Genomic DNA, 19,647 nt, shown 5'->3' with positions numbered 1-19,647 from the left:
ACACCTCCTCCACTTGCGTCAGGGCTCAGGTGTCCACCAGGTCGGGGGCGTGGGCTCCGGCGGCCAGTCCGGCGGCGGTCCCCCGGGATCGGACATGGCGCTGATGACGAGGCTGACGATGCCGATCAGGATGCCCACCGCGATGAGGGCGATGATCACCCGGGCCGCCATCATCTGGCCGCGGTAGGCCTTGTTGTGGACGCGGGCCTGGGTCGTCAGGTTCTGGAGCTCGTCGGCCCGCAGGGTCCCGTCCTTCCACCGGCCCGCAACCTGCACCTGGTCGCCGTTGCTCACCGAGCCGGAGAAGGAGAGTGCCCGCATCTCCACCGGGATGGGCCGGAGTGCGTTGCCGTCCGCGTCGTGACGGGCGAGACGGAAGTGCCAGACTTCCTCGCTCCCCCCATTGCCCCACTGCTCCCGCTGCGTACGGAAGCCGTTCACTTCCCCGGTGTACTCCCCGCGGCTGCCTCCCCTGGGTTGCTCCTGCTGCCTCCCGTCCGTGCCCCAGCGCGGCGGATCGTCACGGGGAGGCTGTCCGCGCTGCGTTCCGTCGGGGTCCGCTGGCTGCTGGTCTCTCCCGTCGGAGGTGGTGCGCGGGGACCAGGCGGGCGGTGGGTCAGTATCAGTCGGAGGCGGGCTTGGGGGCGGCGGGGGCGGGCTTGGAGGCGGGGACGGGCCCACCGTCGTTCCACAAGCCAGGCAGCTCGGGGCCCCTGCCGGCACTGGCTCACCGCACGCCGCGCAGGGGCGGGTCAAAGGCCTCTGGCAGCCCTGGCAGTAGATGGCGCTGGGCGGGTTCTCGTACCCGCAGTCGATGCAACGCATGGCATCGCTCCTCCGACTCCACGCTAGTTCAGCCCGTGGCCGGACGCGCGCCGTGGCGAAAGAGCTGAAGGTCAGAGGACGGGCCGGCCGTCGTGGAGGTAGAGCGGCCGCTGGGACTGTGCGGCCTGGAGGGCTGCGTCCAGGCGGGTGCGGGTCCTGTCCCCCAGGAGCTCTCGGGCCCGGGCCGGGGTCACGAAGGCCGCCTCCGAGAGTTCGTCGTCGTGGGGCCGCAGGTGCGCCGCTCGGTCGTCGTCGAGGGTGCCGGCGTCGAAGATGAAGGCGAGCTGGTCGTCCCAGGGGCCGTGCGGGGGGACCCAGTCGACGACCAGGAGGGCCCGCAGCGTGATGTCGAGGTCGAGCTCTTCCTTCAGCTCGCGGGAGAGGGCCTCGTCCGGCGGCTCGTTGGCCTCCGCCATCCCGCCCGGGAGGTCCCAGCCGGGCTTGTAGGTGGGGTTCACCAGCAGGACGCGGCCGGACCGGTCCCGGATCAGGGCGTCAGCCGAGACGCGCTTGCGCGCCTGGGTGCGGTTCCCCTCCGCGAGGTACGCGTTCCAGGCCTGCGGGTCATCAGGCGTGGGCCTCATGTGTGGTGCCTCTCCGGGGCGTGACGATGTCGGCCATCAGAAGCATTCTGGCCCGCCTGGCGTCGTCGAAGCGCACCAGGTACTGCTGGACGGGACGGTAGGCCCGGTGGGCTTCCAGGGCCCGGCGGAGGTCGTCGAGTTGGTGGGCCACCCGTACCGAGCCGAGCGTGGGGCTGGTGGTGAGCAGGTCGTGGCCCACGTCCAGGGCGGCGTCCACATCGGCGCGGCGGAGGTGGGTGGCGGCCAGGGTGATACGGCTCATGGCCAGGGAACGCGCGGCGCCGGCCTCCCGTAGCGCGATGGCCTGCTCGGCGTGGTCGAGTGCCTCGTCGTAGCGGCCGAGGTCCTTGAAGACGAGGGCCGACTCGCTGGCGAGCGCGGCGTGGTCGAACGGGCTGAGCCAGGGATGGCCGGCCGCCCCGGCAGGGGCGTCGAGCTCCCGGCGTGCGGCCTCCAGCGCCTGCTCGGCGGCGGGCCGCTGGGAGGAGGCGGCCAGCGCCCGCGCCTTCATGGTGTGGAGTCTTGCGGTCAGGGAGGGCGTACGGGGGGCCTGGGCCGCGAGGCCGAGTCCGGTCTCCGCCCAGCGGGCCGCGCCGGCCGGGTCGCCGGTCTGGAGGGTGAGGTGGCTGCTGCTGGCGGTGATGTTGGCCGCGAGCGGCGCGTCACCGGAGGCCCTGGCCAGGGGCAGCGCGCGGGTGAGGTGGCGCAGGGCGAGTCCGTCGTCGGCCGAGTCGTGGGCCATCCAGCCGGCCATCTCGGTCAGGGCCGCCGCGGCCGCGAAGATCTGGGGGCCGCTGTCGGCGTCGACGAGGCGGGGCGCGATGTGGGTGGTGAGGTGGCGTACGACGGCCTGGTAGAGGCGGCTGCCGCCGGTCTGGCGGTCCGCGCTGCGGAAGGCGTCGATGGCGGCCAGGTCGTCATCGTCTGCGGGCGGGACGTCGGGGGTCGGGTGCGGCGCGAGTGCGTCCGGCTCGGGTTCCCAGGGGCGGCGGGCGAGTCCGAGGAGGTGGCCGGGGATGTGGAAGCCGTCCGCGATCTGCTCGAAGAGCGACAGCTTCTCCACCCGGCTGTTGTTGTGCATGTAGTCGTAGACGCGGCCCTGGGTGATGTCCGCGGCGGCCGCGATCCGGCGGGTGCTGACGCCCCGGGCGTTCAGCAGACGGAAGACGGCTCCGACGTCCCGCTCGGCGCAGGCCTTCAGCAGCCGCTGGTCGCCGAGTAAGCCCGTGAGAACGGCGCGCGGATCCGGCTGACGGTTCATCATCGGCCCCTCCCTGTGACCGCTTTCGATGCTACGGGCGCGGGGCCGTCCTGGGTGCCGTACTGACTCCATCTCGGGGTCACCCGCTGGAGTCTCCTGAGCGGGCGTGTGCGGCGTTCACTGGGCTTCAGCCGCTCGGACGCCGCTCCACCAGGGCGTTTCGACCGCTCCGGCTGCACGGACGTACCCGCTCTGCCCCCGCCATGGATTCGAGGAGGAGCCATGCCCGGCCACACCCTGCCGCCCCCGCCCGAGCAGCCCAGCCGCAGCCTGCTTGCGCGGGCCGAGTCGGGGTGGAAGCGGTTCCTCGGCGGTGAGGACGAGGCCGAACGGCCGGCGGAGGACGAGGAGGGCGGGTCGTGACGGCCGGTCCTGCTGGTGCGTACGGCCGCGAGGAGCACCCGTGGCTCGGCCGGCGGGTGACGGACATCGCGTCCAAGGGCCGCGGCGAGCTGACGGCCGTGGGCGAGGAGACGGTACGCGACCACCGCGGGCGGTGGATCACCGTACGGCTCGCCCACATCACACCGGACCGGGGCGTGCCGTGGAGCACGGCCGTCGAGAACGTCGCGCTCATCCCGTGACCGTGACGGGCCGTGCCCCTGACTTCCCGCCCGGCCCCGGGCGGGGGCGGGTCCCCTGAGGGCCCGCGTACACCCTCGTGCGAGCCGGCCGGCCCGCACGACTCATCGCGAAGGGAAGCAGCATGCACCAGTCCAAGTCCGAGGCCGCCGCGCAGGCAGCACCCGTACCGGCGCAGGGCGACATCGGCGAGATCGCCGACCCCGCCGCCGTCGTCCGCATCGAGGACGTGGAGAACGAGGGTCCCTGACCCTCCGCCGCGCGCCCGCGGGCGTGCCCCCTCTTGAACGCGCTGCCGGAGGCCTCGTCACGGCCTCCGGCACCGCTCTGCTCCGCTCCCCGTGGACGTCACCAGGAGGACTGGAAGTGATTCACGTGTACGTCGGACCGACACTGAACCGCGGAGAGGAACCGCTGCTGCACGCGCCGGGAGTCCGGGCCCTGCCCCCAGCCCGGCACGGAGACCTCTTCGACCCTGCGATCGCCGCCGGCGACACGGTCGTACTGATCGACGGGCTCTACCACCAGGCCCCGGCACTGCGGCACAAGGAGATCCTGGCCGCGCTCGCCCGCGGCGTACGCGTCATCGGCGCCGCGAGCATCGGCGCCCTGCGGGCCGCCGAACTGCACGCCTTCGGGATGACGGGCGTGGGCGCCGTCTTCCGGTCGTACGTCGAGGGGCTCGTCGACGGCGACGACGAGGTCGCGGTCGGCCAGGAGCCGGACGCCGGCCTGCGAGCACTGACCTGGGCCCTGGTGAACGCCGCCCACGTGCTCCGCCTCGCCGAGGGTGAGGGGCTGGTGTCGGGCCGGACGGCGTCCGAGCTGCTCGCCCACCTGCGCCAGGTGTACTACCCGCAGCGCACGACGGCCGCGGTGCTCGCGGTGTTCCGGCGGTACGGGTCGCGGGAACTGGCCTCGTGGTTCGAGGAGCGCCTCCGCGCGGACCGGCACTTCGGGAACCTCAAGCGGCTCGACGCCCTGGACGCCGTCCGGGTCGCGCTGCGGCCCGCCGCCCCCGGGGGCTTCGTACCGGCGGACGCGCAGTGGGACACCGGCTACTACCGACTGTGGGCCAACCGCTTCGCGAGCCGGCGGGTGGACGGCACGGAGCTGCCGACGGCTCAGCGCCTCGCGTACCAGCAGGTCTTCGACCCGCACTTCCCCGAGGTCTGGCAGGACCACCTCGATCACCTCTCGCTCCATCCGGGGGACGGCGGCGAGGGGATGCCGCTGGCCGAACGGATGGCACGCCTGACCGGCGGGCAGCCGGCCCCGCCCGTACACGCGGTGTTCCGGCCCCGGCCCGACCTCCGCGACGACGAGTCGGTGGCCCGGCTCCTGAGGAGGGAGACAGCCGCCGACCGGCTGTCGATCACCCGATACGGGGCCCTCAACGAAGCCCTCCGCCGCTCACGGCCGGGCTTCTCGCCCGAGGCCGTGCGGGACGACGTCACCGGCACCGCCCTATGCCGGCTGTGGGGGTGCCGGCCCGAGCGGCTGGACGCGTACGCCGCCGCCCGCGGGTTCGGCGGAGGCGCCCGCGCCGTCGACGAGACGAAGCCCTTCATGGCCGGGCTCCTCCAGGACCAGCCGGACGCGACCGCGAAGGAGCCGGCCCCCGATGCCGCTTGAACGGATCCACCTGGACGGCACCGTACGGGCCCGGACCCCCGAGGAAACCTGGTCCGTCCTCGCGCCCCGACTGGCCGGCTGGGGGATCACCCGGGTCGCCCGCCTGACCGGCCTCGACCAGCTCGGGTTGCCCGCCTGGACCGCCATCCGGCCGGGAGCCCAGACGTTGACGGCCTCTCAGGGGAAGGGCGCCACCGACCTGCTGGCCAAGGTCTCCGCGGTGATGGAGGCCGTCGAGCTGTGGCACGCCGAGCTGCCGATCGAGCCGACTCGGTACGGGCCGGCCCGGGAGGCCGGCCTGCCGTACCCGCTGGAGGCGCTCCCGGTGCACACCTGGCACGAGGCCCTGGTCGACGTACCGCTGGACTGGGCGACTGCCCGCGGGGTCCTCAGCGGCCGGGAGGTACTGGTTCCGCTCGGCCTGGTGCTGCGCCGCGCGCGGCGGCCGCTGTGGCAGCCCGACGTGTTCCGGGCCACCAGCACCGGTCTGGCCTGCGGCAACACCCGCGAGGAGGCGGTGCTGCACGCGCTGTACGAGGTCGTCGAGCGGGACGTGCTGGTCGCCGACGAGGCGGGCGACAGGGCGTGCCGGGTGCTGGTCGACCCGGGGTCGGTGGACGATCCGTACGCGGCGTCGCTCGTCGGCAGGGTGCAGGACGCGGGCTTCGCGCTGGAGCTCGTACTCGTGGACAACGCGTACGGCATCCCTGTGTGCCTGGCGTACCTGTGGTCCGAGGACTTCCCGGTCTGGTTCGCGGGGGCCGGCTGTCACACCCACCCGGACATCGCGCTCACGCGTGCCGTCACCGAGGCCGCTCAGTCCCGGCTGACCTGCATCGCCGGCACCCGCGACGACCTGGTGGCCACGGAGGCGGACTTCGGGGCGCTGCCGCCCCGGCCTCCTGCTGCCGTCGGCGGGCTGCGTCCGTGGGGACAGCTCGTCTCCGGCTTCGGTACCTGGCAGGGCGGCTTCGGCGACCACGTCCGGGCCGTGGCCGGACGGATCGAGCGCGTCACCGGCCACGAGCCCCTCTGCCTCGGCCTCTCCGGGCCCGGCGATCCCGTGGCCGCCGTGAAGGTCGTCTGCCCCGGTACGCGGTCGCGGACGCGGCGGGCGGTGCCCCGGTGAGCGCACTTTCCTCCGCCGAATCGGCGCAGCAGCGGCACTTCGACGCCTTCCACGCCGCCCGCGCGCGTACGCCGCTGGTCTCCCGGCTCTACGCGGAGGCGATGGGTGAGGCGTATCCCGTGGAGGTGGATGCGTCCAGTTCGGCGGACTGGACGCTGCTGGGGACGATGCTGGCCCGCCTCGGGCTCGCACCCGGGCAACGGCTGGTCGATCTGGGCTGCGGGACCGGCGGCGTCGGGCTGTGGCTGGCCCGCGCGCTCGGGGTGGGGCTGACCGGCATCGACGTCTCCAGCGTGGCGGTCGGCCTCGCCGCGGCCCGCCGTGAGGCCTTCGTCCCTCCGGTACGTACGGAGTTCCGCGTCGGCAGCCTGGAGGGCACCGGGCTGCCCGACGCGTACGCGCACGGTGCGGTGTGCGTGGACGCCATGGGGAACGCCGCCGACCGCGGCGCGGCCCTGAGGGAGCTGCGGCGAATCCTCGTACCGGGCGGCCGGGCCGTCGTCACGCGGGCGGTGCGCGGTACCGGCGAGGGGGCGTTGCGGGAGCAGGCGGAGGAGGCGGGCCTGGTGGTCGAGCACGTCGACGTACGCCCCGACGAACCTGCCATGTGGCAGCGCCTGTACGAGCTGTGGCTCGCCCACGAGGAGGCCCTGCGGCGCGACCTCGGCGACGTACAGGCGGAGAACATGCTGCGCGAGGCCCGGCGGGTTCTTCCGCTTCTGCCGTCCCGGCGTGCGTACGCGCTGACGCTGCGGCGACCCGGCCCCGCGCTCGCTCCGCGGCCGATAGGCTCGCGTTCGCGTCGGCGGTGAGGAAGGCAGCGGGAATGACTCGGGTTGCGGTGCTCTCCGCCGGCTCATGGGGCACGGCATTCGCGGCCGTCCTGGCCGATGCCGGTACCGATGTCGTCCTCCACGGCCGCCGGGCCGAGGTCGTCGACGCCGTCAACACGCTCCGCGAGAACCCCTTCTACCTGCCGGGCCAGCCACTGCCCGAGCAGCTGCGCGCGACCACCGACCCGGCCGAGGCGCTGGCCGGCGCGCAGTACGTGGTGCTCTCGGTCCCGGCGCAGTCGCTGCGCGGCAACCTGGCCGCGTGGGCGCCGCTGATCGGGGCCGATGCGGTGGTGGTCAGCCTCATGAAGGGCATCGAGACCGACACCGGGCTGCGCATGAGCGAGGTCATCAGCGAGGTCGCCGGTATCCCGCAGCGCCGGGTGGCGATCGTGTCGGGCCCGAACCTCGCCCGCGAGGTGGCCGCGCGGCGGCCGGCGGCGTCGGTGATCGCCTGCTCCGACGCGACGGTGGCCAAGGCGCTGCAGGACTGCTGCGCGACGCCGTACTTCCGCCCGTACACGAACACCGACGTCGTCGGGTGCGAACTGGGCGGGGCGGTGAAGAACGTCATCGCCCTCGCCGTCGGGCTCGCCGCCGGCATGGGCCTGGGCGACAACGCCCGCGCACTGCTGATGACGAGGGGCCTGGCGGAGACCGCGCGGCTGGGCGCGGCGCTCGGCGCGGACCCGCTCACGTTCTCCGGCCTGGCCGGCGTCGGCGACCTCATCGCCACGTGCTCTTCGCCGCTCTCCCGGAACCGTACCTTCGGGGAGTACCTGGGCCGGGGCATGACGCTGGCGGAGGCCACTGCGGCGACCAGTCAGACGGCGGAGGGCGTGAAGTCCTCGCGGTCCGTGCTGGCGCTCGCGCGGGAGCACGGGGTGGAGATGCCGCTGACGGAGGTCGTCAGCGCGGTCCTCGACGGCACGGCCTCCGTGCGGGAGGCGGCGGACATGCTGATGTCCCGGAGCCCTAAGCCGGAGCGGTACGGGCTCTGACGAGTCATCCCCGCGGGCGCGGGGAGCAGTACCGGCTGTACGTGGACGAGACCGCGCTGTGGGGTTCATCCCCGCGTACGCGGGGAGCAGAACGCCTCTGGGAGGAGAGTGGCCTCATCCACCGGGCCATCCCCGCAGTCGCAGGGGAGGAGCCATCATCCTGACCGCGGAATCTCGGCTTGTGGGGGTCATCCCCGCGGGGAGCGGGAGCAGGTCGCTATCGCCGTCGTCGCTGCGATCAAAACGGGGTCATTCCCGCGGGTGCGGCGGGCGTGATCATCAGCCAGGCTAACGGCTCATTCCGAGTACAGCTGGATTCGAGTCACGACGATCTGCGGCGGATCGGCGTGCTCGGCTATCACGTACTCAAGGACCCCCAGCGAACCGCCGGCTCCGAGGGCCATGCGCCGTTGCTCGGGCCACTTCACCGAGGCGGTGCTGCCGGGCACCAGGCCGCGGGTCTCGTTGATCGTCACGATGGTGGCCACGATGGCGCTGAAGACCTCGGTGGACAGCGCAGGGTCCATCAGCAGCTGCGAGACCTCCTCGGACAGCACGCAGGGAAGGCCGTCGGGCTGCTCGTGCGGCTCACTCAACGGGCAGTCCCGCCTTGTGGCGTCGGGTGAGGAGTTCGTCCACCGTGGTCGTAGGCAGGGTGCCGTCCAGCGCGGCCGCGGTGAGCCTGTCCCCTGCCGGGTCCACGTCGAGCATCGCCTCGCACCACCAGCGGCGTAGGACCGCTTCCGCCTCCTCGGGCGCGGCGGCCAGGAGCTGACGCAGGAACTCCATGCGCTTGACGGGCTCCAGCGCGGCGGCGATCCCGTCGGCATTGCGCGGCACCCGTTCCGCCTGAGGCTGGTGTGGGTGGATCGGCTGCGCACTCATGCGACGCTCCTTCGGTCGGTTGCTCCCCTGAGTCTGCCTGCTGGCTGGTGATGGGTCGACCCTCCGGGTGCTGAGGGACGCGGGGTGGCGAGTTCATCCCCGCACACGCGGGGAACAGGAAGCGGACATCGTCGCGGACGCCCTAAAAGAGGGTTCATCCCCACTCACGCGGGGTGCAAAAGTTCCCGACCCGGCACTGTAGACCGGAACGTGGCCATTCATCAGCAGATTCGGTGACACCGGCTATCTGGCCGTAGCACTCGCCGGCGAACGGACCGACGCGGATCATCCGCGCCCTCGAAACGCTCGGAACCTCCTGGCGGTCCTCCCAACCCCCACCACGCCCTGTCGCACCCCCGAGACCCCCCGTAATGTGCCCGTAGTGATCACCGAAGACGGGAGCGGGCGTGGTGGGGGGCGAGTTTCGGCGGCGCAGTGCGGTCGTCGGGTACTGGCGGGCCGTGGAGTTGTTCAGTCCGCAGAAGGTTCCGGGGCTGTCGGTGCGGGAGCACGTGTACGCGGTCGAGGCCGGGCGCCCCGCGCCCTGGGAGGCCGGGCATCCGCTGCGGTCCGTCCCGCTTGAGCCTGGGTACGGGTGGCAGCACGTCGTCTACGGCGGGACGTACGAGCTCCGCTCCGTACGCGACGCCCTCTTACGCGTCTTCGGCGAGAGCGAGGAGGACCACGACGGCCGGATGGACGGCGAGACCGCGCTGTTCGCCCTCACCGTCACCGACGACGGCCGGCTGTTGCCGGACTCGCCGGTCTTCTCCTCCTGCGCCTGGGCGACCGGCCGGGCGATCCACCCCGGCCCGGCCACGCGCGGCTGGCTCGACGGCTTCGAGGAGGAGGCCCGGGCGTGGGAGCAGCGGGTCGCGTCCCTCGGTAGTGATGTCGAGGGATGGCCGAAGGCCGGGCAGGCCGACGAAGGCCGCGGTGCCGAGGACACGGAGGACGAGGCGCCTGCCGGGGCGGGAGTAGTCACCGCCGGCCATCTGCTCGAGTTCACCCGGGAGCTCGCCCTCGCCTGGGGCGTCGACACCGCCCTCAGCCCCACCGGCGTACGCGTAGAGAGCGTCGCGGTCCGCCTCGACCGCGCCGCCGACGCGAACGCCGACCAGCAGGACTTCCTCAACAGCTTCTACGCCGCCGACCTCGACCTGGTCGCCCGCTCCCTCGCCGCGCACGACCCCGGCGCCTGCCTCACCGCCTACCTCACCCCCGAGGCGGACTTCAACAAGTCCCTCCGCACCGACCTGCGCCTCCACCCCGAAGCCGCACTCGCCGGCGTCGCCCCCGCCCGCACCCCCGCCGGCCGCTGGCCGGCCAACCCCGAGCACCCGCTCGCGCTCAGCCAGCAGTTCGCCGTCAACGCCGTGCACGCCGAGCTCGCGCCCGGCGCCGGGATCTTCGCCGTCAACGGGCCCCCGGGCACCGGCAAGACCACCATGCTGCGCGACTGCTTCGCCGCGGCCATCGTCGAGCGCGCCCGCCGCCTCGCCGGGCTCCGGCTGCCCTCCCAGGCCTTCGCCGACGGGAAGCCGTACACCTGGAAGAGCGGCGACCACACGCGTACGGTCACGCCGCTGCGCCCGGAGTTCACCGGCTTCGAGATGGTCGTCGCGTCCGCCAACAACGGCGCGGTCGAGAACATCTCCACCGAGATCCCCGCCCGCGCCGCCCTCGGCGACACGTGGCGCAAGGACGCCGACTACTTCGCCGAGCAGGCCACCCGGCTCCTCAAGGGCGAGCCCGCATGGGGCGCGGTCGCCGCGCGCCTGGGCAACAAGAAGAACCGCATGGAGTTCTTGAACCGCTTCTGGCACGGCAAGTACCGCCGCACCGACGCCGGCGCCCCTCCGCCACCACCCGTCCCGCCCCAGGCCGGTGGCAGTGACCGCCGGTCCCGCGACACCTGGATCGACAGCGGCAGCGGACTCTCCCACCTCCTCCGCCAGTGGCGCGACACCCCGCAGACCGGCGTGTGGCGCGAGGCGAAGCAGCGGTTCGAGGCGGCGCTGGCCGAGGTCGAGCGGCTGCGCGACGAACGTGCCGCTGCGGCCGAGGCGTACGCCGCCCTCCCCACCGCCCACGAGACGCTGGGCCGGGCCCGTCGGGCCGCCGAGCAGGGTGCGGCCGAGCTGGACCGCGTGCGCGAGGCGGTCCCGCCGGCCGAGGCGGCGCTGGCCCGCGCCGCGCAGGACCTCGCGGCGGCCGAGCGTACGCACCAACAGCACCTGGCCCGCCGTCCCGGCTTCACGGTGAGCCTCTTCACCCTGGGCCGAGCCGCCCGCACCTGGCACGAGGAGGAGGCCGAGGCCGCGGGCCTGGTGTCCGCCGCCCGGCAGGAACACGCCGCCACCCGCGCCCGACTCGACGGCGCCCGGGGCGCCGTGGGCGCGGCAGCCGCGCGCCTGCACGAGCACCAGCGGGCCCAGCACGCGGCGCGCGCCCGGGCCGAAGCAGCCGAGCAGGCACTCGCGGCCGCGGCCGCCCGCTGGGAAGGCTTCGTGCCGGACGAGTCCTGGCTCGCCGACGACTCCGCACGCGAACTCTCCGCCCCCTGGTCCGACCCGGAGATCACCACGGCCCGCTCGGAGCTGTTCCTCGCGGCCCTCGACCTCCACCAGGCCTTCCTCCGCTGCACCGCCCGCACGATGTACGCGAACCTGATGGCCGCGATGGACGCCGTGGCCGGCGGCGTGCCGAAGACCGTGCCGGAGACGCACCTGCGCGCCGCCTGGCAGAACCTGTTCCTCGTCGTGCCGGTGGTGTCGACCACCTTCGCCTCGCTCGACCGGGTCTTCGGCCGGCTCGGGCAGGAGTCGCTCGGCTGGCTGTTCGTCGACGAGGCCGGGCAGGCGACCCCGCAGATGGCGGTCGGCGGCATGTGGCGGGCCCGCCGCACCGTCGTCGTCGGCGACCCGCTGCAGCTGGAGCCAGTCGTGGTCCTGCCGTGGACGGCCCAGCGGGCGCTGCGCGACGACTACGGCGTCGCGGAGGAGTGGGCTCCGGGACGTACGTCGGTGCAGCAGCTCGCCGACCGCGCCAACCGCTACGGCACCCTGCTCCCCGCCGACCTCCCGGACGGCGGGCACGAGGTCTGGGTCGGCGCACCGCTGCGGGTGCACCGCCGCTGCGACGACCCGATGTTCTCGGTCAGCAACGCCGTGGCGTACGACGGCCTGATGGTCCAGGGCACGGATACGGACGCCCGCGGCCTGTACGCGTACCGGCCGGCCAGCAGCTGGGTGAACGTCGCCTCCACCGAGGCGGACGGGCACTGGATCCCGGAGGAGGGCCGGGCCCTCCGGCGCGTCCTGGAACGGCTGCGGGACGAGGGCGGCGTGGACCTCGGCCGGGACGTCTACGTCATCAGCCCGTTCCGCCAGGTCGTCGCCGGCGCGAAGCGGGCCTGCCGGGACCTGGTGCCCGCCGACCGGGTGGGCACGGTGCACACCACCCAGGGCAAGGAGGCGGACGTCGTCATCCTGGTCCTCGGCACGGACGTACGCCGCCCGGGCGCCCGCGCCTGGGCCGCCACCCGCCCGAACCTCCTCAACGTCGCGGTCAGCCGCGCCAAACGCCGCCTCTTCGTCATCGGCAACCTGGACTCATGGCGCGACCAGCGCTTCTTCAACACCCTGGCGGACTCGCTGCCGGCCCACACGTGGCAACCTCAGCGACGGGCATAGCGATCGTCCACCGCCCTGCGCGCGTTTCCTCCTCTCGTACGCGAGTGGGGCGGCCGGTTTTCGGCCGCCCCACGGGTCACCTCACGAGCCTACGGTCAGCAGGCGGTGGTGCTGCTGTACTTCCGCGCGGAGCTGGCCTCGTCGGAGTCCTGGAAGCTGAAGCTGTGGTTGCTGCTGTAGGGCTGTTCATGCACACGCGGCGGCCCGCGTAGTTGGCGTCGGTGAACCACGCGGAGTCGTACTTGTAGTTGCTGTAGAACGAGTCCGCGTTGCCGTTGAAGCCGTACGAGCTCAGGTGGGATATCGCGGTGGTGGTGTTGGTCAGGCTGACCTGACCCCCCTTGTCCCACGGCCACCTCCACGCCGTCGCCGCCCAGCCCAACAGCCGCCCACGCAAGACGCTCGGCTGGGGTTTCCCAGCCGAGCGTCTGCACAAAACTGCTCACGGCCTGATCAACACGACCACGTGTTGCGACGACCCCGGAAAGCACCAGAACGGGAGGGGCCGCTCAGAGTGCTGCGGGGTCCGCGGGGGCGTCCGGAGCCGCGGTCTCGGTGGGTGGTTGTTCCAAGGGAACCCAGCCCAGGCACGAGGGCAGCGGTGCCAGGCGCGACGCCGTGAGGACGTAGGCGGTGGTGCCCTGGTAGTCGGCCGGGTCCTTGCTGAAGCCGCCCGTCTGGTAAGAGACCAGCAGTTTGTCACCGTTGGCGTGCGGTACGCCGTCCTGGTTGAGGCGGGTCATGGAGTGCGACCTGAGGTCGGCGGCCCACAGCCCGGACTCGTCCTGCCACGTGATGAGGTTGCCGGCGATCTCCATCTGGTCGAAGAACTGGCCCTCGCCCAGGGTCGCCACCAGGGCGGAGGTCTTCCACCCCTTCTGCCAGGCGTACAGCTTGCGCATGTCGGGAGAGGTCCAGGCCCACGTGCTCCCGTCACTGCTGCCAGTGACGAAGGTCGTCCCCTTGATCTTCGCGAGCTGCTCCGGCAGCTTCGCACCGCGGCCCGTGGTCAGCGATGCCGCCTGCACCTTGACGGGAGCCGTGGCGGAGAACGCCTCCCGCCACACCACGAGGTCGCCGGACACGGTCACAGGGGAGACCATGCCGGTACGAACCACCTGGTCGTGACGGGACCGCAGGTCGTAGACGTGGACCTGCTTGCGTCCAGCCCCGCCACCTCCCTGTGTCCAGGCGGCCTTCCCACCCTGGGCGCGTAGGAAGAGGAAGGGCCCGTTCGCGGTGTTGCGAGTGATCCGGAACGGCTTCTCCCCGGTCTCCGAGTCCCAGGCGTAGATGGCCCAGTCGTTCATGTTCTCGGCGTCGTAGGACACCTGGTAGACGAGCCACCGGCCGTCGAAGTCCCACAGGACGAACTGCTGGAGCTTCTTGGACCGGGTCTGCGGCATCTGGTCGATGACCTTCCGGCCGCCTCCCGGCGTCCGCAGCACCACCCTGGTGAGGCGGTCAGTGGACTCCTCGGCGAAGATCTTCTTGCCGTCCGGGCTGACCACGCCTTCATAGGCGCGGGGGCTGGGAGGAGTCTTGTAGGTGGTGCGGGCGCGGTGCTTCTTCCAGGCGTCCGGAGTCCCCACCTTGCAGAACGCGTGAGTGGTGCGACCTGTGCGTCGCTTCTCGCCGCCCTTGCTCCCGGAGACGCCCGGTGCGCATGCGCCGATCGTGAGGGCCGCTATGGCGCACAACGCCGCGATCCGCTTACCACTGGTAGCCACGGCCGCCCATCATAATGACCAGATTGTCAGACGGGACAGGCGAGTTGGCCTTGACGCCGGGCCACACGCTGGTGGCCGGGTCCTGGACCTGGCTGTCGTTACCGCTGTTCTTGTAGCCGCGGATGTTCACCCAGTGGTAGATGGTCTGGTTGATCGGGTGGCCGGCCAGGCGGATCCGGCTGCCCTTGGGCTCCAGCACGTTCCCGGCGATGGAGTCGCTGTACCTGGCGATGTCGATCCGGAGGTGGGCCTTGTACTCGGCCTTGTCGCGCGCGCTGGGGCTGTACGCCAGGAAGGTGCCGGCGTAGTTGCCACCCGTGTAGGCCTTCAGCGTCCTGAGCATCGCGTCCCAGCTCGTGCCACCGTTGCCGGGGGTGATGCCGAAGCGGGTGGCGAGGCTGGCCTGCGAGAGGTTGTAGCCCTGGTGGCCGAGGGTCATCTTCGCGGTAGCGGGACCGCAGTAGTTGTTGTAGGCCTGAGCGACGTGGTTGTTCGCCAGGTACGAGTAGGACGGAAAGCCGGGCTGCGGTTCGAACGCACCCGGGTCGTCGAGGACGATGCGGCGCTCCTTCGCTGCCGTGTCGAGGGTGATGTCACGCAGGCGAGTCACTGGAAGGCTCCTTCTCCGAATGTGTTGACCGGCAGTGACATCGATCTTGCAGTGACGTCATGGTCATGGTCATGACGTACCTTTCGGTCAGCTCAGCGAAACGCGCGTTATCGATCACGCTCGGGGGTGGGCGGCCGCGTTTGCTCCGGATGTCCCGACGGGGCGTGAAAGCGGAACGCCGTCACGTGACCGGCCTCACGTTTTCGCCGCTGCCGCAGCGGTGAAAGGGGGACGGATCACTCCGCAGTTTGACGGAAAACGCCAGCTCCAACCCCTCTCGCCGACAGCGGGGTTCGGGGTCGGACCGTGTTCGCCAAGCACCGCCTCTTGTGATCGGCAACCTGGACTCATGGCGCGACCAGGCCGCCGCCGGAGTGACGGAGGTCGCTCCGGCGGCGGGACCGGACGGCGAGTGGACCGCACACCTCCGCCGTACTCGTAGGCCCGCTAGGTCCTGTCCGGCGGATCATGTGACTGTCGGATGGTTGGCTCGTTGTTCCCGGCATGGGGCGGGGTGATCTGACGAATGGCGAGTGGGGCCGATTGGAGCCGCATCTGCCGGTGCCCGGACAGCGTGGCGGACGTTGGAGCGATCACCGCAAGGTGATCAACGGGATCCTGTTCCGTGTGCGAACGGGCATACCGTGGCGGGACCTTCCCGAGCGTTTCGGCAGCTGGAAGACCGTCTATGAGCGGCACCGGCGCTGGTCGGCGGACGGCACGTGGGACCGGATCCTGCGGGCCGTCCAGGCCGACGCCGACCTCGCGGGCCGGATCGACTGGAGCATGGTCAGCGTCGATTCGACATCCTGCCGTGCCCATCAGCACGCGGCCGGGGCCCGCAAGAGGAAGCCGCGCGTCCCGAAAAAAGGACAACGCCCCGGCACCACCGGCCCGACGAGGGACTCGGACGGTCCCGGGGCGGCCTGACTTGCAAGATCCACCTCGCCGGAGAAGGCGGTTGCCGCCCGCTGGCGTTCCTGGTCACGCCGGGACAGTGGGGCGACGCACCGCAGATGATCGAGGTCCTGGAGCGGGTCCGGGTCCCCCGCCCGCATGGCGGACGGCCGCGAACACGGCCCGACCACCTCGGCGGCGACAAGGCATACAGCTCACGCCGCAACCGCCGCTACCTGCGAAGACGCCAGATCAAGCACACGATCCCCGAACCGAAGGACCAGCGGGACAACCGCAAACGCCGCGGCAGCAAGGGCGGCCGGCCCACCGGCTTCGACAGCGAGATCTACAAACGCCGCAACGAAGTCGAACGGGCAATCAACCGGCTCAAGAACGCGCGTGCCGTCGCCACCCGCTACGACAAGCGGGCCTATGTCTTCCACGGCACCGTCACCACCGCGGCCGTCCGGCTGTGGCTCGGGGGCTGAGGCAACCTGCTGTCTCAGTCCCCGAGGAACCACAAGTACAGGTGTTGTCCGCCGAGAACCATCTGGCACAGCTCGATGAGCTCGCGCGCGAACTCATCGGTGAGCACGCCCGGGGGCAGCCGCGGCATCTCCTCCAGCAGGGTGGACACCTGCCGGTGGTTGAAAACGGTATCCGCGTACGGCAACAGGTGCCCCAACATCGGAAACACCGACTGGTCGAGACCGGCCAGCTCTGGACCCCAGACCACACCATGCTTAGCGCGGGCCTCGATCGTGCCGCTCTCGCCGCGGACCTGCACATTAATCACGGTCAGATCCTATTGATCTCATGATCCGCCGGACAGGACCTAGCCGCGCTTCCTGAGTTGCTGAACGGCTGTCACGGTCGCCAGGCACAGGCCCGCCGCCGTGATGAAGCCGGTCCCGCCGGACCGGACCACTTCCAGCGGTCCACCGCCTGCGAGGCTCTCCAGGAGGCCGGCGGACAGGGCGACGACCAGGGAGAACAAGCCCATGATCAGGAGCCAGAGCACCCAGGTGGGCGAAGCGCTGCTCGGCGGTACCTGGGCGGAGTCGGGCGTGGCGGTCACAGCAGTGATTCCTCTCGAGCTGGTGGTGGGCTGAGACGGGCGAACGGACGAGAGCGGTCGGACGGGTAAGCAGCCCGCCGCGGGCTGAGAGCCCCTGAGTGCCGTCACTCCGCGGACATGAACTGCTCGACGAACAGGCCGCGGGTGCGAGCGACTGCCGCTGCCAACTCCTGGTGGACGTGCGCCTGCTCCTCCAAGGCGGTGAGGAGCGCGGCGATCCTGCGCTGCTCCGCGAGCGGGGGCAGCCGCACCTCCAGACGGCCGAGTGCCGTCGTGCTGATCGACGGGACCGCGGTGGCCGCGGACCGGTCCTTGATCCAGGCGAGTACGTGCGGCCGGTGCAGCCAAGCCAGCAGGTAGTCCGGCTCCAGTCCGGCGCCCTCGCGTCCCCGCAAGCGGATGAGGTTCTGGCTCATCAGCCAGCCCGCCTGCTGCCCCCGTACGATCGCGGGCGGCGCGGTCTTGCCGGCGCGGACGCACACCACGTCCCCCTCCTCCAGCCAGAAGCCCCGAAGACGGTCGGCCAGCTCCAGGGAGACACGTTCCTCACCCGTGTCGGTGACGCGCCCCTCCCTCAGGTGCTGCGGGAACACCATCGGCACCACACCGTCCGGCCCCCGGTCCTTCTTGCTCACCCGCGTGTAGGAGGGGCCGGCCTTGATCTCGCAGAGGTCGGCGAGCTTCTCGACGCGCCATGTGCCCCCGCTCGTCTCCGCGGGCGGAACCTCACCGCGCAAGGCAGCCACCACCGCGTCCGCCTCCCGGGCGCGCTCCGTCAGAAACGTCATGTGGTCCCAGGCCTCTGCCGCCGGGTCCTCATCGGAGCCAGGCACCACCTGTCCGTCCTGCTCCGTGGGCCGGATGTGGTCAAGAGGGTTGAGCGACCAGCCCTGTGCCTGGATCTCCTCCCTGCCCACCAGTGCACTCGGCACGGCCCGTTGCGGGTCCGGGGTCTCGGACGAGCACGCATTCGGCTGGCCGCTCTCCCCCGGCCTCCGGGACACGTACGCGTCGCGAACGGCGAGGACGTCTTCTTCCCCCAGTACGCGAATCCGCGCCCGCTTGGTGCCCAGGTGCCCCGCATCGAGGAAGAGCACTCGGTCGCAAGGGTCGCTCGGGTGCCGGAGCAGCCATACGGACACGGGCACTGCCGTACCGGTGAACAGGTTGGCGGGCATGGCGACGACACACTCCACGACACCCGCCTCCACCATCGCCCGGCGGATCTCCGTATCGGCGCGGCCGCCCGAGTTGCCGGCCTTGATCGGCATCACGATCGCGGCACGCCCACCTTCGCGGAGCGCGGCCAGCGCGTGCTGGACGTAGGCGAAGTTGTCGTTGTCCAGGGGTGGCGCCCCGTAGGCCCACTCTCCGCCCCGGCGGGTGTCCCCGGCGGAGTCCTTCATGTTGAAGGGCGGGTTGGTGAGGACGAGGTCGGTCTTGCCCAGGACGTTCGCCGCGTCGGCCCAGGGCTTCGCCTGCGTCAGCCGCACTCCGGAGCCGACGCCGTGCAGTGCCAGGTTGAGGCTCGCCAGCACCGCCGCGTCCCGGCCGCTCGTCTGACCGAACACCTTGGGTGGCGTGTGCCCGGGGCCGTGCTCCTGAGTACGGCTCGCCGCCGTCAGCGCGTGGGCGAGGAACTCTCCACCACGCACGTACGGGTCGTAGACCGTCCGCACCTCGCCACCGTGGGAGGCCGTCGCGAGTACGGCCATGAGCGCGACCGCTCCGTGGGGGGTGAAGAACTCGCGACTGCCCAGCCGGGCGTGCTTCTCGTACTCATCGATGATCATTTGGTACGCGTCACGGCTGAGCTCTCCGACCAGGTCGACGACCGTGACGACGTCCTGCGCGCTCCTCGGCATCAGCCGCGACAACACTTCCTTGAACCTGGGAAGTCCCCCCATGCGCCGGAGCTCACCGTCCAGTACGTCGCCGACGCGCCCCAGCAGCTCTCCCGGCGGCCGCTCGTCCGCCGCATCCTTCGCCGTGCGGGCACGTACCGCGGCCCACTGGTCGCGCCGTGCGACCCTCAGGAAGAGGAGACCGAGAAGGAGCTGCAGATAGTTCACCTCCATGCCGGGACCGCCCACACGGTCGGCCAGGGTGCCCATGAGTTCCTGGACCACTCCTCGGCGCTGCCGGGCGTCCTGCGGTCTTGGCGCCGTCGTCGGTCCGGGCGCCTCGGCGCTGGAGGGGGTTGCCTGGGGCGAGGCCTTCTCGCTGCCTCGGGCCAGGGACCGCCGGGCACGACTGCCGTAGGTGGTGTTGTCGCCCTCGCCCGACTGCCTGAGATGCAGTGGTACGGGGCGGAGGTCGAGCCAGTCGAGTACCTCCGACCGCAGGAAGTAGTCCATCTCGCCTGCGCTCCTGGGCGCCGGGAACCCGTCGGACTGCCGCTCCCATGACGTGACGGTCGGCCGTGACACCCCGGCCAGTTTCGCGATCTGTGAACGCGTGATGTGTGGGTCCTCGGTGTCGTACAGCTCATCGCTCATGCCCCTGCCGCCTCCCTCGAACTGCGCCCGTTGGGCGCCCCGTTGAGGAACAACCTAGGGCCTTGCAAGCTGTCGAACCTAGCGAGTACCTCAGGTACTCACAAAGCTGGTTGGCTGGCACGCGGACACGACGCCTCAAGGAGGCTGGGTCTTCGGGCTGGAAAATCAACACGGTCAGGTAAGTCCAGCGTCGGATCGGCCCCCTTCTGCTCACAAGGGGCTTAGGGCTTGCTCGTTGACGAGTGGTCAGCAGGCACAAGGGCTGAGAGGTCACGCTGCCCACTCCACAGAGCCATACAGGCCCATTTTTGAGCGTGTTCAAATATGCTGAGTCCGGCGGAGACGGGCGTCGGGCCAAGGGGGGTACTTCTGTGGGACGTACGAGTTGGTGGCGCACCGGGCTG

Annotated in this window: 19 protein-coding genes and 1 pseudogene; 9 read left to right on the top strand and 11 right to left on the bottom strand. The window is 71.6% G+C overall.

Annotated elements, in window-relative coordinates; genetic code table 11:
* Positions 1 to 18: 18 nt before the first annotated feature.
* The 4 genes and pseudogenes from ACIF6F_RS30795 to ACIF6F_RS30780 all read right to left on the bottom strand — a co-directional run bounded on the left by ACIF6F_RS30795 (position 19) and on the right by ACIF6F_RS30780 (position 2,673).
* Positions 19 to 441 (bottom strand): hypothetical protein, encoded by a 423-nt coding sequence (locus tag ACIF6F_RS30795; protein WP_399954242.1) that lies wholly within the window; start codon positions 439 to 441, stop codon positions 19 to 21.
* Between the two features lie 258 nt (positions 442 to 699).
* Positions 700 to 825 (bottom strand): annotated as a pseudogene (locus tag ACIF6F_RS30790) (zinc ribbon domain-containing protein); the annotation flags it as partial.
* A gap of 71 nt (positions 826 to 896) precedes the next feature.
* Positions 897 to 1,409, bottom strand: coding sequence for an NUDIX domain-containing protein (locus ACIF6F_RS30785; protein ID WP_399954196.1), 513 nt, complete (start codon positions 1,407 to 1,409; stop codon positions 897 to 899).
* Entirely contained in the window at positions 1,393 to 2,673 is a 1,281-nt protein-coding gene (locus ACIF6F_RS30780; RefSeq protein ID WP_399954194.1) for an XRE family transcriptional regulator, read from the bottom strand. Before ACIF6F_RS30780 ends, ACIF6F_RS30785 begins: the two co-directional genes overlap by 17 nt.
* Before the next feature lie 219 nt (positions 2,674 to 2,892).
* Between ACIF6F_RS30780 and ACIF6F_RS30775 the strand changes: the two genes are divergently transcribed.
* The 7 genes from ACIF6F_RS30775 to ACIF6F_RS30745 all read left to right on the top strand — a co-directional run bounded on the left by ACIF6F_RS30775 (position 2,893) and on the right by ACIF6F_RS30745 (position 7,850).
* Positions 2,893 to 3,033 carry a hypothetical protein gene (locus ACIF6F_RS30775; RefSeq protein WP_399954191.1) on the top strand — a complete coding sequence of 47 codons (141 nt, stop codon included), beginning with the start codon at positions 2,893 to 2,895 and terminating at the stop codon, positions 3,031 to 3,033.
* The gene (locus tag ACIF6F_RS30770) at positions 3,030 to 3,254 is read left to right on the top strand and encodes a hypothetical protein (protein ID WP_399954188.1); all 225 of its coding nucleotides are present in this window, start codon (positions 3,030 to 3,032) and stop codon (positions 3,252 to 3,254) included. The genes ACIF6F_RS30775 and ACIF6F_RS30770 overlap by 4 nt, the downstream gene beginning before the upstream one ends.
* A gap of 122 nt (positions 3,255 to 3,376) precedes the next feature.
* Positions 3,377 to 3,502: a hypothetical protein gene (locus ACIF6F_RS30765; protein WP_399954185.1), complete on the top strand. Its 126-nt coding sequence runs from the start codon at positions 3,377 to 3,379 to the stop codon at positions 3,500 to 3,502.
* Between the two features lie 116 nt (positions 3,503 to 3,618).
* Positions 3,619 to 4,887 (top strand): TfuA-like protein, encoded by a 1,269-nt coding sequence (locus ACIF6F_RS30760; protein WP_399954182.1) that lies wholly within the window; start codon positions 3,619 to 3,621, stop codon positions 4,885 to 4,887.
* Positions 4,877 to 6,016: a YcaO-like family protein gene (locus ACIF6F_RS30755; protein ID WP_399954179.1), complete on the top strand. Its 1,140-nt coding sequence runs from the start codon at positions 4,877 to 4,879 to the stop codon at positions 6,014 to 6,016. The genes ACIF6F_RS30760 and ACIF6F_RS30755 overlap by 11 nt, the downstream gene beginning before the upstream one ends.
* Positions 6,013 to 6,828, top strand: a complete 816-nt coding sequence (locus ACIF6F_RS30750; protein WP_399954176.1) for a class I SAM-dependent methyltransferase — start codon at positions 6,013 to 6,015, stop codon at positions 6,826 to 6,828. The genes ACIF6F_RS30755 and ACIF6F_RS30750 overlap by 4 nt, the downstream gene beginning before the upstream one ends.
* A 14-nt stretch (positions 6,829 to 6,842) precedes the next feature.
* Positions 6,843 to 7,850 carry an NAD(P)H-dependent glycerol-3-phosphate dehydrogenase gene (locus ACIF6F_RS30745; RefSeq protein ID WP_399954174.1) on the top strand — a complete coding sequence of 336 codons (1,008 nt, stop codon included), beginning with the start codon at positions 6,843 to 6,845 and terminating at the stop codon, positions 7,848 to 7,850.
* A gap of 296 nt (positions 7,851 to 8,146) precedes the next feature.
* On the opposite strand, the gene ACIF6F_RS30740 is transcribed toward ACIF6F_RS30745, so the two are convergent.
* Together ACIF6F_RS30740 and ACIF6F_RS30735 are read right to left on the bottom strand one after the other, a co-directional pair.
* A complete protein-coding gene (locus ACIF6F_RS30740; RefSeq protein WP_399954170.1) occupies positions 8,147 to 8,446 on the bottom strand; it encodes a hypothetical protein in 300 nt (99 codons plus the stop codon).
* Positions 8,439 to 8,735, bottom strand: a complete 297-nt coding sequence (locus ACIF6F_RS30735; protein ID WP_399954167.1) for a hypothetical protein — start codon at positions 8,733 to 8,735, stop codon at positions 8,439 to 8,441. Before ACIF6F_RS30735 ends, ACIF6F_RS30740 begins: the two co-directional genes overlap by 8 nt.
* A 461-nt stretch (positions 8,736 to 9,196) precedes the next feature.
* On the opposite strand from ACIF6F_RS30735, the gene ACIF6F_RS30730 reads away from it, so the two are divergent.
* Positions 9,197 to 12,430 (top strand): DEAD/DEAH box helicase, encoded by a 3,234-nt coding sequence (locus tag ACIF6F_RS30730; RefSeq protein ID WP_399954163.1) that lies wholly within the window; start codon positions 9,197 to 9,199, stop codon positions 12,428 to 12,430.
* Positions 12,431 to 12,939: 509 nt separating this feature from the next.
* Here ACIF6F_RS30730 and ACIF6F_RS30725 read toward each other — a convergent pair.
* Both ACIF6F_RS30725 and ACIF6F_RS30720 read right to left on the bottom strand, forming a co-directional pair.
* Complete coding sequence (locus tag ACIF6F_RS30725; RefSeq protein ID WP_399954160.1) at positions 12,940 to 14,160, bottom strand: hypothetical protein; 1,221 nt, start codon at positions 14,158 to 14,160, stop codon at positions 12,940 to 12,942.
* On the bottom strand, positions 14,144 to 14,770 hold the full coding sequence (locus ACIF6F_RS30720) for a C39 family peptidase (RefSeq protein ID WP_399954158.1): 627 nt from the start codon (positions 14,768 to 14,770) through the stop codon (positions 14,144 to 14,146). The genes ACIF6F_RS30725 and ACIF6F_RS30720 overlap by 17 nt, the downstream gene beginning before the upstream one ends.
* 504 nt (positions 14,771 to 15,274) lie before the next feature.
* Here ACIF6F_RS30720 and ACIF6F_RS30715 point away from each other — a divergent pair.
* Positions 15,275 to 16,155, top strand: a protein-coding gene (locus tag ACIF6F_RS30715; protein WP_399954155.1) for an IS5 family transposase whose coding sequence is annotated in 2 segments (ribosomal slippage) — positions 15,275 to 15,635 and positions 15,635 to 16,155 — 882 coding nt in all. Because the reading frame shifts where the segments join, the coding sequence is not laid out codon by codon here.
* A 14-nt stretch (positions 16,156 to 16,169) separates the two neighbouring features.
* On the opposite strand, the gene ACIF6F_RS30710 is transcribed toward ACIF6F_RS30715, so the two are convergent.
* From ACIF6F_RS30710 to ACIF6F_RS30700, 3 genes are all read right to left on the bottom strand, one after another.
* A complete protein-coding gene (locus tag ACIF6F_RS30710) occupies positions 16,170 to 16,463 on the bottom strand; it encodes a hypothetical protein (protein ID WP_399954152.1) in 294 nt (97 codons plus the stop codon).
* A 39-nt stretch (positions 16,464 to 16,502) separates the two neighbouring features.
* Positions 16,503 to 16,745 (bottom strand): hypothetical protein, encoded by a 243-nt coding sequence (locus tag ACIF6F_RS30705; protein WP_399954149.1) that lies wholly within the window; start codon positions 16,743 to 16,745, stop codon positions 16,503 to 16,505.
* Between the two features lie 104 nt (positions 16,746 to 16,849).
* The gene (locus ACIF6F_RS30700) at positions 16,850 to 19,243 is read right to left on the bottom strand and encodes an N-6 DNA methylase (RefSeq protein WP_399954146.1); all 2,394 of its coding nucleotides are present in this window, start codon (positions 19,241 to 19,243) and stop codon (positions 16,850 to 16,852) included.
* Positions 19,244 to 19,647: the final 404 nt, after the last annotated feature.

Source organism: Streptomyces sp. NPDC086023 (genome assembly GCF_044540325.1).
GTDB lineage: Bacteria > Actinomycetota > Actinomycetes > Streptomycetales > Streptomycetaceae > Streptomyces.
This window is presented reverse-complemented; position numbering and strand designations above follow the sequence as displayed.

Coding starts and splice junctions, on each gene's coding strand:
- ACIF6F_RS30780 (WP_399954194.1), bottom strand. CDS start 2,673: ATGATGAACCGTCAGCCGGATCCGCGCGCCGTTCTCACGGGCTTACTC.
- ACIF6F_RS30755 (WP_399954179.1), top strand. CDS start 4,877: ATGCCGCTTGAACGGATCCACCTGGACGGCACCGTACGGGCCCGGACC.
- ACIF6F_RS30700 (WP_399954146.1), bottom strand. CDS start 19,243: ATGAGCGATGAGCTGTACGACACCGAGGACCCACACATCACGCGTTCA.
- ACIF6F_RS30785 (WP_399954196.1), bottom strand. CDS start 1,409: ATGAGGCCCACGCCTGATGACCCGCAGGCCTGGAACGCGTACCTCGCG.
- ACIF6F_RS30745 (WP_399954174.1), top strand. CDS start 6,843: ATGACTCGGGTTGCGGTGCTCTCCGCCGGCTCATGGGGCACGGCATTC.
- ACIF6F_RS30765 (WP_399954185.1), top strand. CDS start 3,377: ATGCACCAGTCCAAGTCCGAGGCCGCCGCGCAGGCAGCACCCGTACCG.
- ACIF6F_RS30735 (WP_399954167.1), bottom strand. CDS start 8,735: ATGAGTGCGCAGCCGATCCACCCACACCAGCCTCAGGCGGAACGGGTG.
- ACIF6F_RS30775 (WP_399954191.1), top strand. CDS start 2,893: ATGCCCGGCCACACCCTGCCGCCCCCGCCCGAGCAGCCCAGCCGCAGC.